The 13,240-nt window shown below is 68.9% G+C and carries 14 protein-coding genes; 7 read left to right on the top strand and 7 right to left on the bottom strand.

From position 1 onward, the window contains the following. Window positions 1-60: 60 nt before the first annotated feature. Window positions 61-705 carry a pyridoxamine 5'-phosphate oxidase gene (gene pdxH, locus MRS60_RS13710; RefSeq protein WP_034178865.1) on the bottom strand — a complete coding sequence of 215 codons (645 nt, stop codon included), beginning with the start codon at window positions 703-705 and terminating at the stop codon, window positions 61-63. Between the two features lie 128 nt (window positions 706-833). Here pdxH and tcdA point away from each other — a divergent pair, with 128 nt between their 5' ends. After that, window positions 834-1,691, top strand: coding sequence for a tRNA cyclic N6-threonylcarbamoyladenosine(37) synthase TcdA (gene tcdA, locus MRS60_RS13705; protein ID WP_243564840.1), 858 nt, complete (start codon window positions 834-836; stop codon window positions 1,689-1,691). 107 nt (window positions 1,692-1,798) lie between these two features. Here the strand turns inward: tcdA and trxA are convergent, their stop codons facing one another. Further along, complete coding sequence (gene trxA, locus MRS60_RS13700) at window positions 1,799-2,647, bottom strand: thioredoxin (protein ID WP_034178863.1); 849 nt, start codon at window positions 2,645-2,647, stop codon at window positions 1,799-1,801. 52 nt (window positions 2,648-2,699) lie between these two features. Further along, window positions 2,700-3,581, bottom strand: coding sequence for a pirin family protein (locus tag MRS60_RS13695; RefSeq protein WP_034179411.1), 882 nt, complete (start codon window positions 3,579-3,581; stop codon window positions 2,700-2,702). Between the two features lie 230 nt (window positions 3,582-3,811). On the opposite strand from MRS60_RS13695, the gene MRS60_RS13690 reads away from it, so the two are divergent. Then, a complete protein-coding gene (locus tag MRS60_RS13690) occupies window positions 3,812-4,690 on the top strand; it encodes an EamA family transporter (RefSeq protein WP_175749070.1) in 879 nt (292 codons plus the stop codon). A 54-nt stretch (window positions 4,691-4,744) separates the two neighbouring features. Here the strand turns inward: MRS60_RS13690 and MRS60_RS13685 are convergent, their stop codons facing one another. After that, complete coding sequence (locus tag MRS60_RS13685) at window positions 4,745-6,271, bottom strand: N-acetylmuramoyl-L-alanine amidase (RefSeq protein WP_105390063.1); 1,527 nt, start codon at window positions 6,269-6,271, stop codon at window positions 4,745-4,747. Further along, entirely contained in the window at window positions 6,253-6,804 is a 552-nt protein-coding gene (tsaE, locus tag MRS60_RS13680; RefSeq protein WP_034178860.1) for a tRNA (adenosine(37)-N6)-threonylcarbamoyltransferase complex ATPase subunit type 1 TsaE, read from the bottom strand. The genes MRS60_RS13685 and tsaE overlap by 19 nt, the downstream gene beginning before the upstream one ends. Before the next feature lie 17 nt (window positions 6,805-6,821). Between tsaE and queG the strand changes: the two genes are divergently transcribed. The 3 genes from queG to xerD all read left to right on the top strand — a co-directional run bounded on the left by queG (window position 6,822) and on the right by xerD (window position 9,538). Next, window positions 6,822-8,057, top strand: a complete 1,236-nt coding sequence (gene queG / locus MRS60_RS13675; RefSeq protein WP_243564839.1) for a tRNA epoxyqueuosine(34) reductase QueG — start codon at window positions 6,822-6,824, stop codon at window positions 8,055-8,057. A 63-nt stretch (window positions 8,058-8,120) separates the two neighbouring features. Beyond that, window positions 8,121-8,588, top strand: coding sequence for a methylated-DNA--[protein]-cysteine S-methyltransferase (locus MRS60_RS13670; RefSeq protein ID WP_175748903.1), 468 nt, complete (start codon window positions 8,121-8,123; stop codon window positions 8,586-8,588). After that, window positions 8,588-9,538, top strand: coding sequence for a site-specific tyrosine recombinase XerD (gene xerD, locus MRS60_RS13665; protein WP_034178857.1), 951 nt, complete (start codon window positions 8,588-8,590; stop codon window positions 9,536-9,538). The genes MRS60_RS13670 and xerD overlap by 1 nt, the downstream gene beginning before the upstream one ends. A 65-nt stretch (window positions 9,539-9,603) precedes the next feature. Here xerD and MRS60_RS13660 read toward each other — a convergent pair whose 3' ends face one another. Then, window positions 9,604-11,166 carry a class I adenylate-forming enzyme family protein gene (locus tag MRS60_RS13660; RefSeq protein WP_243564838.1) on the bottom strand — a complete coding sequence of 521 codons (1,563 nt, stop codon included), beginning with the start codon at window positions 11,164-11,166 and terminating at the stop codon, window positions 9,604-9,606. A gap of 238 nt (window positions 11,167-11,404) precedes the next feature. Here MRS60_RS13660 and ybaK point away from each other — a divergent pair, with 238 nt between their 5' ends. Together ybaK and plsY are read left to right on the top strand one after the other, a co-directional pair. Further along, the gene (ybaK, locus tag MRS60_RS13655) at window positions 11,405-11,896 is read left to right on the top strand and encodes a Cys-tRNA(Pro) deacylase (RefSeq protein WP_012329097.1); all 492 of its coding nucleotides are present in this window, start codon (window positions 11,405-11,407) and stop codon (window positions 11,894-11,896) included. Between the two features lie 110 nt (window positions 11,897-12,006). Then, window positions 12,007-12,645: a glycerol-3-phosphate 1-O-acyltransferase PlsY gene (gene plsY / locus MRS60_RS13650; protein ID WP_034178855.1), complete on the top strand. Its 639-nt coding sequence runs from the start codon at window positions 12,007-12,009 to the stop codon at window positions 12,643-12,645. A gap of 77 nt (window positions 12,646-12,722) precedes the next feature. Here plsY and MRS60_RS13645 read toward each other — a convergent pair whose 3' ends face one another. Continuing rightward, complete coding sequence (locus MRS60_RS13645) at window positions 12,723-13,208, bottom strand: YajQ family cyclic di-GMP-binding protein (RefSeq protein WP_011885818.1); 486 nt, start codon at window positions 13,206-13,208, stop codon at window positions 12,723-12,725. Window positions 13,209-13,240 lie beyond the last annotated feature (32 nt).

The following is a 13,240-nucleotide window of genomic DNA, read 5'->3' as shown; positions in this document are numbered from 1 at the left end:
CTTGCGGCGCGGGCGCCCGGATGCAATACGAGACACGACCGGCGTGCGCCGGCGCCGCGCTTACGGCGACAGGCGCGAAATCGTCCAGCCCGGCGACGTGTCGGCGTCGCGCGTATAGAGCAGACGGTCGTGCAGCCGCGACGGGCGCCCCTGCCAGAACTCGATCGCGTCGGGCACGAGGCGGTAGCCGCCCCAGTGCGGCGGGCGCGGCGGGGCGTCGCCGTAGCGTTCGCTGACGGCCTTCTCGCGCGCTTCGAGCGTCGCGCGGCTATCGATCACCGCGCTCTGGTCGGACGCCCATGCGCCGATGCGCGAGCCGAGCGGGCGCGACGCGAAATAGCGGTCGCTTTCTTCGGCGCTGGTTTTCTCGATCCGGCCTTCGATGCGCACCTGGCGCTCGAGCTCGATCCAGTAGAACAGCAGCGCCGCTTGCGGATGCGCGGCGAGGTCGTGCCCCTTGCGGCTTTCGTAATTGGTGAAAAAGACGAACCCGCGTTCGTCGACGCCCTTGATGAGCACGATCCGGGCCGACGGCCGTCCGTCGGCGCCGACGGTCGCGAGCGTCATCGTGTTCGGCTCGGGCAGTTTGGCGGCGAGCGCCTCCTTGAACCAGCGGTCGAACTGGACGAAGGGGTCGGGGGCGGCATCGGCTTCGTCGAGCGAAGCACGCGAATAGTTGATGCGGAGATCGGCGAGAGTCGTCATGTTATGCAAACGCTTCAATCTGGGGCCAGTATAGCGAACGCGCAAGAATCGTGCGTGCACAGTGGGACGTGGGAGCGGGGAGTTCAGGCAAAATAGAGGGCTGCTCGACTTACGTTTTCCTTGCTGCCATGTCCGCTGCCGACACTGCCCCGCCCAGTTCTTCTGATCTTACCCCGACCCCGACAATCCAGCTTGACGTGGATCGCGAACGGCGTTTCGGCGGCGTCGCGCGGCTGTATGGCGCGCCGGTCGCCGCCGCTTTCGAGCGTGCGCACGTCGCGGTGATCGGGATCGGCGGCGTCGGGTCGTGGACGGCCGAGGCGCTCGCGCGCAGCGCGGTCGGCACGCTGACGCTGATCGATCTCGACAACGTCGCGGAAAGCAATACGAACCGGCAGATCCATGCGCTCGACGGCAATTACGGCAAGCCGAAGGTCGACGCGATGGCCGAGCGGATCGCGCTGATCGATCCCGCGTGTCGCGTGAACCGGATCGAGGATTTCGCGGAACCCGACAATTTCGACGCGCTGCTCGGCGGCGGCTTCGACTACGTGATCGACGCGATCGACAGCGTGCGCACGAAGGTCGCGCTGATCGCGTGGTGCGTCGCGAAGCGGCAGCCGCTCGTCACGGTCGGCGGCGCGGGCGGGCAGCTCGACCCGACGCGCATCCGGATCGACGATCTCGCGCTGACGATCCAGGATCCATTGCTGTCGAAGGTGCGCGCGCAGTTGCGCAAGCAGCACGGCTTTCCGCGCGGGCCGAAGGCGCGCTTCAAGGTCAGCGCCGTGTATTCGGACGAGCCGCTGATCTACCCGGAAGCGGCTGCATGCGACATCGAGGACGGCGCGGAGCCGTCCACGGCCGCGCACGTCGCGGGGCTCAACTGTGCGGGATTCGGTTCGAGCGTGTGCGTGACCGCGAGCTTCGGCTTCGCGGCCGCCGCGCATGCGCTGCGCGCGATCGCGGCGCAGGCCGCCGGCTGAGCTGCTGATCGGCGACGCGCGGGCGTTGCTTCATGCTGCGGCGCGGGACACGCGCTGCCGGCGATACGGTGCCCTAGCCGGGCCATTGCGGCCCGGCCGGTCGTTCGTCAGTTGAGCGCCATGCTCAGCTTGCGCCGCCATCCGGCGACGATATCGGGGCGGTCGCCCGCCAGCTCGAACACCGAAATCATCGTCTTGCGGCCGAGATCGTCGCCGTACGCGCGGTCGCGCAGCACGATTTCCAGCAACTGCTCCAGCGCGCCTTCATACTCGCGCCGCGCGATCAGGCTCTGCGCGAGGTCGAAGCGCGCGTCGAGATCGCCGGGGTTCGCCGCAATGCGCGCTTCGAGCGCGTCGGTCGGCGGCAGGTCGGCCGTTGCGTCGAGCGCGTCGAAACGGGTCTTGATCGCCTGGTAGCGCGGATCGCCGTCCTGCACGATCTGCGGCGACAGGCGCTCGGCCTCGGCGCGCGCGACTTCGACCTGGTTGTTCGCGAGCAGCAGTTCGATCAGGTCGAGGCGCGCGTCGTCGAAACCGGGGTTCAGCGCGAGCGCCGCTTCGAGGTGCGTGAGCGCGTCGTCGTAGCGCGATTCTGCCATCGCGTACTGCGCGGCGCGGCGTTCGGCTTCCTCGGGCGCCGGCAGCAGCCGGTCGAGGAACGCGCGCAACTGGCCTTCGGGCAGCACGCCGACGAACTGGTCGACCGGGCGCCCGTCCGCGAACGCGATCACGTGCGGGATGCTGCGCGTCTGGAAGTGCGCGGCGAGTTCCTGGTTCTCGTCGACGTTGACCTTCACGAGCTTCCAGCGGCCGTCGTAATCGGCTTCGAGTTTTTCGAGCAGCGGGCCGAGCGTCTTGCAGGGGCCGCACCACGGCGCCCAGAAGTCGACCAGCACGGGCGTGTCCAGCGACGCCTCGATGACGTCTTTCTCGAATGTGGCAAGCGTGGTGTCCATGTCGTTCTCTTCCGTTCGAATATCGTCAGGATGGGGGCGGCGCGCCCGTTTTTCAACGCGGCTTCGACTCGGGCAGCGGAATCCACTCGGTCTCGCCCGGCACCTTGCCCATTTCCTGGCGCGTCCAGGCTTCCTTCGCGCGCGCGATCGCGTCGCGGCTGCTCGCGACGAAATTCCATTCGATGAAGCGCTCGCCGTCGATCCTGTCGCCGCCGAGCAGCATCGCGCGCGCGCCGCCGGCGCTCGTCAGCGCGACCGCCGCGCCCGGCGCGAGCACGGCCATCTGCTCGGCCGGAACCGGCGTGCCGTCGATCGCGAGATCGCCGTCGACCACGTAGACCGCGCGCTCCTCGTGCGACGCGTCGAGTTCGATGCGGCCGCCGGCCGCGAATTCGGCCGCGACGTACAGCGTGCGCGAGAACGTCGTGACCGGCGAGCGCAGCCCGAACGCATCGCCGGCGATCACCGTCAGCGACACGCCGTCTTCGTCGCGCTTCGGCAGCGTGTCGGCCGCATGGTGCTCGAACGACGGCTCGGTGGTTTCGTGCGCGCGCGGCAGCGCGACCCAGGTCTGGATCCCGTGCACCGTGTGGCCGTTTGCGCGCTGCGCATCGGGCGTGCGTTCGGAGTGGACGATCCCGCGGCCGGCCGTCATCCAGTTCACGTCGCCCGGCACGATTTCCTGCCGCGAGCCGAGGCTGTCGCGGTGCAGGATCGCGCCGTCGAACAGGTAGGTGACGGTCGCGAGCCCGATATGCGGATGCGGGCGCACGTCGAGCCCGGTGCCGGCCGGCAGCGTGGCGGGCCCCATGTGATCGAAGAAGATGAACGGGCCGACGAGGCGCGCGGCGAGCGCGGGCAGCGTGCGGCGCACCTGCAGATTGCCGATGTCGCGCACGTGCGGCTTCAGCAGGGCTTTGATCGAGTCGGTCATGGCGGGTCCGGTGATGCGATGGGGATGCAGGTCATTGTAATAGCCGCCCGCCGACGATTCCATGCGCGCCGCGCGGGTATCGGGCCGGGCGGCGAAACCCGGTAGACTGACGCGCTTCTCAAGAAAACGCCGGGCCGCCCCAAGTTTTCCTGACCCCCTCGGGGGCTGGCGCGAAGCGACAGGGTTGGGGTACTTTGCACAACGATTCGACAATCGAGGAGACGCCGATGATGGCCCCGAAGGACTTGCTGCTCGCGCTGGTCGTGATCCTGGCGTGGGGCGTGAACTTCGTCGTGATCAAGGTCGGCCTGCACGGCATGCCGCCGATGCTGCTCGGTGCGCTGCGCTTCACGCTCGCGGCCGTGCCCGCGGTGTTCTTCGTGCGCCGGCCGCAGATTCCGTGGCGCCTGCTGCTGCTGTACGGCGCGACGATCCAGCTCGGCCAGTTCGTGTTCCTGTTCACCGGCATGTACGTCGGCATGCCGGCCGGCCTCGCGTCGCTCGTGCTGCAGTCGCAGGCGTTCTTCACGCTGGTGTTCGCGATGCTGTTCCTCGGCGAGCGGCTGCGCGTGCAGAACCTGGTCGGGCTCGCGATCGCCGCGGGCGGGCTCGTCGTGATCGCGGCGCAGGGCGGCCGCGCGATGACGCTCGCGGGCTTCCTGCTGACGATCTGCTCGGCCGCGATGTGGGCGTTCGGCAACATCGTCACGAAGAAGGTCGGGAAAGCGAACCTCGTGTCGCTCGTCGTATGGGCGAGCCTCGTGCCGCCCGTGCCGTTCTTCCTGCTGTCGCTGTGGTTCGAAGGGCCGCAGCGGATCGCGACCGCGCTCGCCGGGCTCGACGGTGCGTCGATCTTCGCGGTCGTCTATCTCGCGTTCGTCGCGACGCTGCTCGGCTACGGGCTGTGGAGCCGCCTGATGTCGCGCTACCCGGCCGCGCAGGTCGCGCAATTTTCGCTGCTGGTGCCGATCGTCGGGCTCGCGTCGTCGGCGCTGCTGCTCGACGAGCACCTGACGCGCGCGCAACTGATCGGCGCGGCGCTCGTGATGGGCGGGCTCGCGGTGAACGTGTTCGGCGGGAAACTGATGCGCCGCTTCGCGGCGTCGTGACGCGCCGGCACGCGCTGCGTGCCGGCGGCGGGGCGGGGTGGCCGGGTACGGCCGTCAGGCCATCCGGTTCTTCGCGAGCGGCGGATTCGCGGCGAAATAACGCTTGATGCCGCGGAAGATCGCGTCGGCCATCTCGTCGCGATAGCTGTCGTCGTTGAGCCTGCGCTCTTCGTCCGGGTTGCTGATGAACGCGGTCTCGACGAGGATCGACGGAATGTCGGGCGCCTTCAGCACCGCGAACCCGGCCTGCTCGACCGAGCCCTTGTGCAGCTTGTTGATGCCGCCGACTTCCTTCAGCACGTAGTTGCCGTAGCGCATCGAATCGCGGATCTGAGCGGTCGTCGACATGTCGAACAGCGCGCGGCTCACGGCCGCGTCCTGCGTCTTGATGTTGATGCCGCCGATCAGGTCCGACGAATTCTCCTTGTTCGCGAGCCAGCGCGCCGCGGCGCTCGACGCGCCGTGATCGGATAGCGCGAACACCGACGAGCCGCGCGCGGACGGCGTCGTGAACGCGTCCGCGTGGATCGACACGAAGAGATCGGCGCCGACGCGGCGCGCCTTCTGCACGCGCACGTTCAGCGGCACGAAGAAGTCGGCGTCGCGCGTCATCATCGCGCGCATGTTCGGCGCGCCGTCGATCTTCGCGCGCAGCTTCTTCGCGATGTCGAGCGCGATGTGCTTCTCGTACGTGCCGCCGCCGCCGATCGCGCCCGGATCCTCGCCGCCGTGGCCCGGATCGATCGCGACCGTCAGCAGGCGCACGGTGCCGCCCTTGCCGGATTTCGGTGCGGTGAACTTGTAGGTGTCGCCGTCGTCGTCGCTGTCGTCGCGGCGCGCGATGACGGGCGGCGGCTTGACGGCCGGCTTCGCGGGCGTCGCGGGCGTGCCGGCAGCCGGCGGCGTGTGCGGTGTGCCCGGCGTGTTCTGCGCGAAGCGCTGGAAGAACGCGTCGCTGTTGTCGTTGCCCGCGACGGGCGGCGTGGCCGGCCCGTTCAGCGCGCTCGGCGGCTGCATCTGCTGAGCGCGCGCCGTGTCGTTGAGCGCCTGTTCCTTGCGTTCCGTCTGCGCGATCAGGTCGGTCAGCGGATCGGGCGCGACGGCCGGATACAGGTCGAACACGAGCCGGTACTTGTAGGTGCCGACCGGCGGCAGCGTGAACACCTGCGGCTTCACCGAGCCTTTCAGGTCGAACACCATCCGCACGACGTGCGGCTGATACTGGCCGACGCGCACCGACTGGATCTGCGGATCGTTCGGCGCGATCTTCGACACGAGGTCGCGCAGCGCCTGGTCGAGATCGAGGCCGTTCAGGTCGACGACGAGACGGTCGGGACCCTGCAGCAGTTGTTGGCTATTCTGCAGCGGCTGGTCGGATTCGATCGTGACGCGCGTGTAATCGCGCGCGGGCCATACGCGCACGCCGAGCACCGATGACGCGTGCGCGAGCCGCGGCGCGACGAGGCCGAGCACCAGCGTCGACGCGCCCGCGCGCAGGATCTGGCGGCGCCGCCAGTTATGCGTCGCGGTGGCCGCCGATTCGATCGAGCGGAACGGTTTGATCAACATCTTTCGAGACATGCCTTTCCTGAAGCGCTGTACGCCCGGACGGTGAGGGCGCGGCCGTCGCCATCCACGTCGAGCGAGAAAACCAGGTCGGGCACGCCGAGCAGCACGCCCGCCTGTTGCGGCCATTCGACGAGGCAGATCGCGCTGGAATTGAAATATTCGCGAAAGCCTGCGTCGGACCATTCGGCCGGATCGTTGAATCGATACAGATCGAAGTGATAGACCTCAAGTTCCCCATCGCTGCGTTCGAGCGCGTACGGCTCGACGAGCGTATAGGTCGGGCTGCGCACGCGGCCCTGGTGGCCGAGGCCGCGCAGGATCGCGCGCACGAGGGTCGTCTTGCCCGCGCCGAGATCGCCGACCAGCTGGATCTGCAGCCCGTCGAACGCATGCGCGCGGGCGAGATCGAGGCGCGCCGCGTCGAGCGCATGCGCGAAGCGGGTGCCGAAGGCCTCGGTCGCCGCTTCGTCGGCGAGCGCGATCACGCGCTCCGCGAGCGGGGCGGGCAGCGTGGCGGCATGAGGCGTATGGGACGTGGCTGGCATTCTCGTAAAATAGTGCGATGAACCGATTACCGGAACTCGCCGCATCCGACAGGCCTTCGACTCATGCCGAAGGCGCGGCGCCGTGCGCGCTCGACGATGCGGCCTTGACTGCGCTCGCCGCGCGCATCAGGGCGTGGGGGCGCGAATTGGGTTTCGGGGCGATCGGCATCAGCGATACCGATCTCTCGGATGCCGAAGCAGGCCTCGCCGCCTGGCTGGAAGCCGGATACCACGGCGAAATGGATTATATGGCGAAACATGGGATGAAACGCGCGCGGCCGGCCGAACTTGTGGCCGGTACGCGACGCGTGATTTCCGTGCGACTCGCCTACCTGCCGGCCGAAACGCTCGCCCCTGGCGCGCCCGGCGATGTGCCCGGTGCGCTCGCGCCGCACGACTGGCGCGCACGCGAACGGGCGCGGCTCGACGATCCGCAAGCGGCCGTCGTGTCGATCTATGCGCGCGGCCGCGACTATCACAAGGTGCTGCGCAACCGGCTGCAGACGCTCGCGGAGCGCATCGAGCACGAGATCGGCGCGTTCGGCTACCGCGTGTTCACCGACTCGGCGCCCGTGCTCGAGGTCGAGCTCGCGCAGAAGGCCGGCGTCGGCTGGCGCGGCAAGCACACGCTGCTGCTGCAGCGCGATGCGGGTTCGCTGTTCTTCCTCGGCGAGATCTACGTCGATATTCCGCTGCCGACCGACGCGCACACGTCGCCCGATACCGCACCCGAGACCCCGGGCTCGCATTGCGGCAGTTGCACGCGCTGCATCGACGCGTGCCCGACCGGCGCGATCGTCGAGCCGTACCGCGTCGATGCGCGCCGCTGCATCTCGTACCTGACGATCGAGCTGAAAGGCAGCATTCCCGAGCCGCTGCGGCCGATGATCGGCAATCGTGTGTACGGCTGCGACGACTGCCAGCTCGTGTGCCCGTGGAACAAATTCGCGCAGGCCGCGCCGGTGGCCGATTTCGACGTGCGGCACGGCCTCGACCGCGCGACGCTCGTCGAGCTGTTCGGGTGGGATGCGGAAGCGTTCGATACGCGGATGCAGGGCAGCGCGATCCGACGCATCGGCTACGAAAGCTGGCTGCGCAATCTCGCGGTCGGGCTCGGCAATGCGCTGCGCGCGAGCGCCGACCGGATTTCGCCGCAGGCGCGCGACGCGATCGTCGCCGCGTTGCGCGCGCGGGCCGACGATCCGTCGCCGGTCGTGCGCGAGCATGTCGAATGGGCGCTGCGCGCCGCGTGAAGGCGGCGTAAAGTGTCGTCGGCGCGCGGCGGTGCCGCGCCATCCATCGCTCAGGAGAGGGCAATGTTCAATGCAGTCATCGACGCACCGTTCGGCAAGGTCGGCATCCGCACGGACGCCGCGGTGGTGCGCGAGATCGTCTATCTGCCCGAATCGGTGAAGTCGGTCGAGCCGGATTCGCCGCTCGCGAAGCGCGCGGTCAAGCAGATCGAACGTTATTTCGAGCGTGCGTCGGCGCGCTTCGACCTGCCGCTCGCCGACGTCGGCAGCGCGTTCCAGCACCGCGTGTGGGACGTGATCAGCGATATCCCGCCCGGCACGGTGCTGACCTACGGGCAGGTCGCGAAGCGGATCGGCAGTGCGCCGCGCGCGGTCGGCCAGGCGTGCGGCGCGAACTACTTCCCGCTCGTGATCCCGTGCCATCGCGTCGTCGCGGCAGGCGGCCTCGGCGGCTTCGCGAACCACGACGACAACGGTTATTACCAGAAAGTGAAGCGCTGGCTGCTGGCGCACGAAGGCGTGCCGTACTGATGAGCGAACCGCTGATTTCCCCCGAAGCCGACGACGATGCCGCTGCGGCATCGCCCGCGCTGCTTGCGAGCCGCGCGTCGATCGACGTGTTCTGCGATGCGCTGTGGCTCGAGCACGGGCTGTCGCGCAACACGCTCGACGCGTACCGGCGCGATCTGGTGCTGTTTTCCCGATGGCTGGCCGCGACGCACGACGCGCCGCTCGATTCGGCCGACGAGGCGATGGTGACGGGCTACATTGCCGCGCGCAGCGACGGCAAGGCGACGTCGTCGAACCGGCGGTTGTCGGTGTTCCGTCGCTATTACGGCTGGGCCGTGCGCGAGCATCGCGCGAGCGCGGACCCGACGCTGCGGATCACGTCCGCGAAACAGGCGGCCCGGTTCCCGTCGACGTTGTCCGAGGCGCAGGTCGAGGCGCTGCTCGGTGCGCCCGACATCGACACGCCGCTTGGCCTGCGCGATCGCACGATGCTCGAGCTGATGTACGCGAGCGGGCTGCGCGTGAGCGAGCTCGTGACGCTGAAGACCGTCGAGGTCGGCCTCAACGAGGGCGTCGTGCGCGTGATGGGCAAGGGTTCGAAGGAGCGGCTCGTGCCGTTCGGCGAAGTCGCGCACGGCTGGATCGAGCGCTACCTGCGCAATGCGCGGCCGGCGCTGCTCGGCGCACGCGCGGCCGACGCGCTGTTCGTGACCGCGCGCGGCGACGGAATGACGCGCCAGCAGTTCTGGAACATCATCAAGCGCCACGCGCAGCAGGCCGACGTGCGCGCGCACCTGTCGCCGCACACGCTGCGGCATGCGTTCGCGACGCACCTGCTGAACCACGGCGCCGACCTGCGCGTCGTGCAGTTGCTGCTCGGCCACAGCGACATCTCGACCACGCAGATCTATACGCACGTCGCGCGCGAGCGGCTGAGGACGCTGCACGCGCAACACCACCCGCGCGGCTAGCGCACGGGGGGCGCGATTCCGGCACGGCGCGTTCTTCGCTGCGTGCGCCTGCCGGCCGGCTGGCGTCAGGCCAGGTCGCGCAGCTTGTGCTTCAGCACCTTGCCGGTCGATGCGGCCGGCAACGCGTCGAGCACGCGGATGTGGGCAGGGCGTTTGTAAGGCGCCAATCGCTCCGCGCACCATGCATGCAACGCCGGTTCGTCCGCCGCCGCGCCCGGCACCAGCTCGACGAATGCGAGCACTTCCTCGTTGCCTTCGACCGCGCGGCCGATGACGGCCGCCTGCACGACGTCCGGATGCGCGTTCAGCACCTGTTCGACTTCGACCGGATACACGTTGAAGCCGGACCGGATGATCAGTTCCTTGCTGCGGCCCGCGATCGTCACCGCGCCGTCCGCGTCCTGCCGCGCGAGATCGCCGGTGCTCAGCCAGCCGTCCGGCGACACGGCCGCGCGCGTGGCGTCCGCGTTGCGGTAGTAGCCGAGCATCACGTTCGGCCCGCGCACGCGGATCTCGCCGACTTCGCCTTGCGGCACGTTGGTGCCGTCCGGCGCGACGATCCGCATGTCGACGCCCGGAATCGGCACGCCGACCGAGCTGTCGGCGCGCGGCGCGTCGAGCGGCGTCTGCGTGATGGTCGGGCTGCTTTCAGTCATCCCGTAGCCGTTGTGCAGCGGCACGCCGTACACGCGCTCGACGCGCGCCTTCAGGTTCGCATCGAGCGGCGAGCCGCCCGAATACGCGAAGCGCAGGCGCGGCGCGTGCCACGCGTGGCCGTGCGTGTGCAGGTGTTCGAGCAGCTTCGCGTGCATTGCGGGCACACCCTGGAAGATCGTGACGCCTTCGTCGGCGAGCGCGATGCGCACGGCCTCCGGCGCAAAGCGCGGTGCGAGCCGCAGCGTCGCGCCTGCGTACAGGCTGCCGAGGCAGACCGACGCGAGCCCGTACACGTGCGACACGGGCAGCACCGTATAGACGACGTCGTCCGGCGACACGCGGCGCAGCGTGCTCGACGTCGCCGCGATGAACAGCAGGTTGCGGTGCGACAGCATCACGCCTTTCGGCGTGCCGGTCGTGCCGGTCGTGTAGATCAGCGCCGCGCATTGCGCGGCACCGTCGGCGGCCACCGGTTCGGCAGGCGCGCTCGCATCGACGCGATACGACCACGCGCCGATGTCGATCGGCAGCGCGCCGGCGGGTGTCGCGCCGAGCCGCGCCGCGTGGGCACGTGCGTCGGGCGATGCGTCCGTCGCGAACGCGATCAGCTTCGGACGCGCGTGCGCGGCGATCGCATCGAGTTCGCCGGCAGACAGCCGCGCGTTCGACACGAGCGCCCACGCATCGACGCGGGCGACCGCGAACAGCAGCACGATCTGCGCGACGCAGTTTTCCGCGACGATCATCACGCGGTCGCCGCCTTGCACGCCGAGGCTCGCGAGCCGTGCGGCGGCCGCATCGACGGCCTGCGACAAGTCGCCGTACGACAGGCGGCGCGCGTCCTCGATCAGCGCCGGATGCGCGGGCGCCCGCGTGGCCCAGCGCGCGGGCACGTCGGCGATGCGGTTAGGCAGCGCGGCGAGCAGCGCATCGACGTCGAGCGACTCGGAAGAGCGGATGGGCGAGGGCATGGCGTCTCCAGAAAAGGGGCGGGCGGCGGCGTGACGATGTTTGCGAACGATCGTGCCATGACGATGCACGCGCCACAATCGGCCAAACGGGCAATAGCGTTTCGCGATGTCTGCAATGATGATGGGCGGAATCGCCACGGCGACGCCGCGGGCCGCCCGGCGGAAAACGGGCCGCGAGTATACCGCCGGCGCGGGCGCGCCATCGCGCGCGCCGGTCGTTCGCCATTAGAATGCCGCCATGAGTAAATCCAGACACGTGTCCGAAACCCCTGCGACCCAGCTGTTGCGCCGCCACGGCGTCGCGTTCGGCGAGCATCCGTACGAATACGTCGAACACGGCGGCACCGGCGAATCGGCGCGCCAGCTCGGCGTCGACGAGCACAGCGTCGTGAAGACGCTCGTGATGGAAGACGAGCACGCGAAGCCGCTGATCGTGTTGATGCACGGCGACCGCACCGTGTCGACGAAGAACCTCGCGCGGCAGATCGGCGCGAAGCGCGTCGAGCCGTGCAAGCCCGAGGTCGCGAACCGCCATTCGGGTTATCTCGTCGGCGGCACGTCGCCGTTCGGTACGCGCAAGACGATGCCCGTCTACGTCGAGGCGACGATCCTCGAATTGCCGACGATCTACCTGAACGGCGGCCGTCGCGGCTACCTCGTCAGCCTCGCGCCGGCGGTGCTCACGTCGCTGCTCGGCGCGCAGCCCGTGCAGTGCGCGAGCGTCGACTGAGGGTTTCACCTTCGTGGCAGGCCGCGCTCGTTCGGTAGAATGGGCGCCGTTTCGGCTTGCCGCGCACCGAGCCGTCCCTTTACCGATACGTTGAAAGAAGAGTCCTCCGCATGCAGATCCTGCTCGCCGCCCTCGTTGCCTACCTGATCGGTTCGGTGTCGTTCGCCGTCGTCGTCAGCGCCGCGATGGGCCTGGCCGACCCGCGTTCATACGGGTCGAAGAATCCCGGCGCGACCAACGTGCTGCGCAGCGGCAACAAGAAAGCCGCGATCCTGACGCTCGTCGGCGACGCATTCAAGGGCTGGATTGCCGTCTGGCTCGCGCGGCGCTTCGGCCTGCCCGACGTCGCGGTCGCATGGGTCGCGATTGCCGTGTTCATCGGCCACCTGTATCCGGTGTTCTTCCGCTTCCAGGGCGGCAAGGGCGTCGCGACCGCGGCCGGCGTGCTGCTCGCCGTACACCCGGTGCTCGGGCTCGCGACCGCGCTGACCTGGCTGATCGTCGCATTCTTCTTCCGCTATTCGTCGCTCGCGGCGCTGGTGGCGGCGGTGTTCGCGCCGGTGTTCGACGTATTCCTGTTCGGCACGAGCCACAACCCGGTCGCATGGGCCGTGCTCGCGATGAGCGTGCTGCTCGTGTGGCGTCACCGCGGCAACATTTCGAAGCTGCTCGCGGGGCAGGAGAGCCGGATCGGCGACAAGAAGAAGGCGGCCGCGGACGGCGGCGCGCAGGACGGCGGGAAAGCCTGACGACGCGGCGCTTGCCGCGCGCCGGGCGCGCCGCGTGTGCGGGGCCCGGCGGGATGACGGGACGGATCGGCCGGCGATCAGTCGCGGAAGTTGTTGAAGTCGAGCGGCGTGTCGGTCACGTCCTTGCGCAGCATCGCGATCACGCTCTGCAGGTCGTCGCGCTTCGTGCCCGCCACGCGCACCGCGTCGCCCTGGATGCTCGCCTGCACCTTGATCTTGCTGTCCTTCACGAGCCGCACGATCTTCTTCGCGAGATCGCCCGTCACGCCTTTCTTCACGGTGACGATCTGCTTGACCTTGTCGCCGCCGATCTTCTCGACCTTGCCGTAGTCGAGGAAGCGCACGTCGACGTTGCGCTTGGCCAGCTTGCCGATCAACACGTCCTTGACCTGGCCGAGCTTGAAATCGTCGTCGGCGAACAGCGTCAGCTCACGTTCCTTCTGCTCGACGCGCGCGTCGGAGCCCTTGAAGTCGAAGCGCGTCGAAATTTCCTTGTTCGACTGCTCGATGGCGTTCTTCACTTCGATCATGTTCGCTTCGGAAACGACGTCGAACGATGGCATGGCATTCTCCCTTGAGATGCGGGCACCCGGCT

Origin of the sequence: Burkholderia pyrrocinia (assembly GCF_022809715.1) — a bacterium.
GTDB classification, from domain to species: Bacteria; Pseudomonadota; Gammaproteobacteria; order Burkholderiales; family Burkholderiaceae; genus Burkholderia; species Burkholderia pyrrocinia_C.
This window is presented reverse-complemented; position numbering and strand designations above follow the sequence as displayed.

Bases quoted from the DNA above. Each gene is read 5' to 3' on its own strand.
- pdxH (WP_034178865.1), bottom strand. From the start codon at position 705: ATGACGACTCTCGCCGATCTCCGCATCAACTATTCGCGTGCTTCGCTC.
- tcdA (WP_243564840.1), top strand. From the start codon at position 834: ATGTCCGCTGCCGACACTGCCCCGCCCAGTTCTTCTGATCTTACCCCG.
- trxA (WP_034178863.1), bottom strand. From the start codon at position 2,647: ATGGACACCACGCTTGCCACATTCGAGAAAGACGTCATCGAGGCGTCG.
- MRS60_RS13695 (WP_034179411.1), bottom strand. From the start codon at position 3,581: ATGACCGACTCGATCAAAGCCCTGCTGAAGCCGCACGTGCGCGACATC.
- MRS60_RS13690 (WP_175749070.1), top strand. From the start codon at position 3,812: ATGGCCCCGAAGGACTTGCTGCTCGCGCTGGTCGTGATCCTGGCGTGG.
- MRS60_RS13685 (WP_105390063.1), bottom strand. From the start codon at position 6,271: ATGTCTCGAAAGATGTTGATCAAACCGTTCCGCTCGATCGAATCGGCG.
- tsaE (WP_034178860.1), bottom strand. From the start codon at position 6,804: ATGCCAGCCACGTCCCATACGCCTCATGCCGCCACGCTGCCCGCCCCG.
- queG (WP_243564839.1), top strand. From the start codon at position 6,822: ATGAACCGATTACCGGAACTCGCCGCATCCGACAGGCCTTCGACTCAT.
- MRS60_RS13670 (WP_175748903.1), top strand. From the start codon at position 8,121: ATGTTCAATGCAGTCATCGACGCACCGTTCGGCAAGGTCGGCATCCGC.
- xerD (WP_034178857.1), top strand. From the start codon at position 8,588: ATGAGCGAACCGCTGATTTCCCCCGAAGCCGACGACGATGCCGCTGCG.
- MRS60_RS13660 (WP_243564838.1), bottom strand. From the start codon at position 11,166: ATGCCCTCGCCCATCCGCTCTTCCGAGTCGCTCGACGTCGATGCGCTG.
- ybaK (WP_012329097.1), top strand. From the start codon at position 11,405: ATGAGTAAATCCAGACACGTGTCCGAAACCCCTGCGACCCAGCTGTTG.
- plsY (WP_034178855.1), top strand. From the start codon at position 12,007: ATGCAGATCCTGCTCGCCGCCCTCGTTGCCTACCTGATCGGTTCGGTG.
- MRS60_RS13645 (WP_011885818.1), bottom strand. From the start codon at position 13,208: ATGCCATCGTTCGACGTCGTTTCCGAAGCGAACATGATCGAAGTGAAG.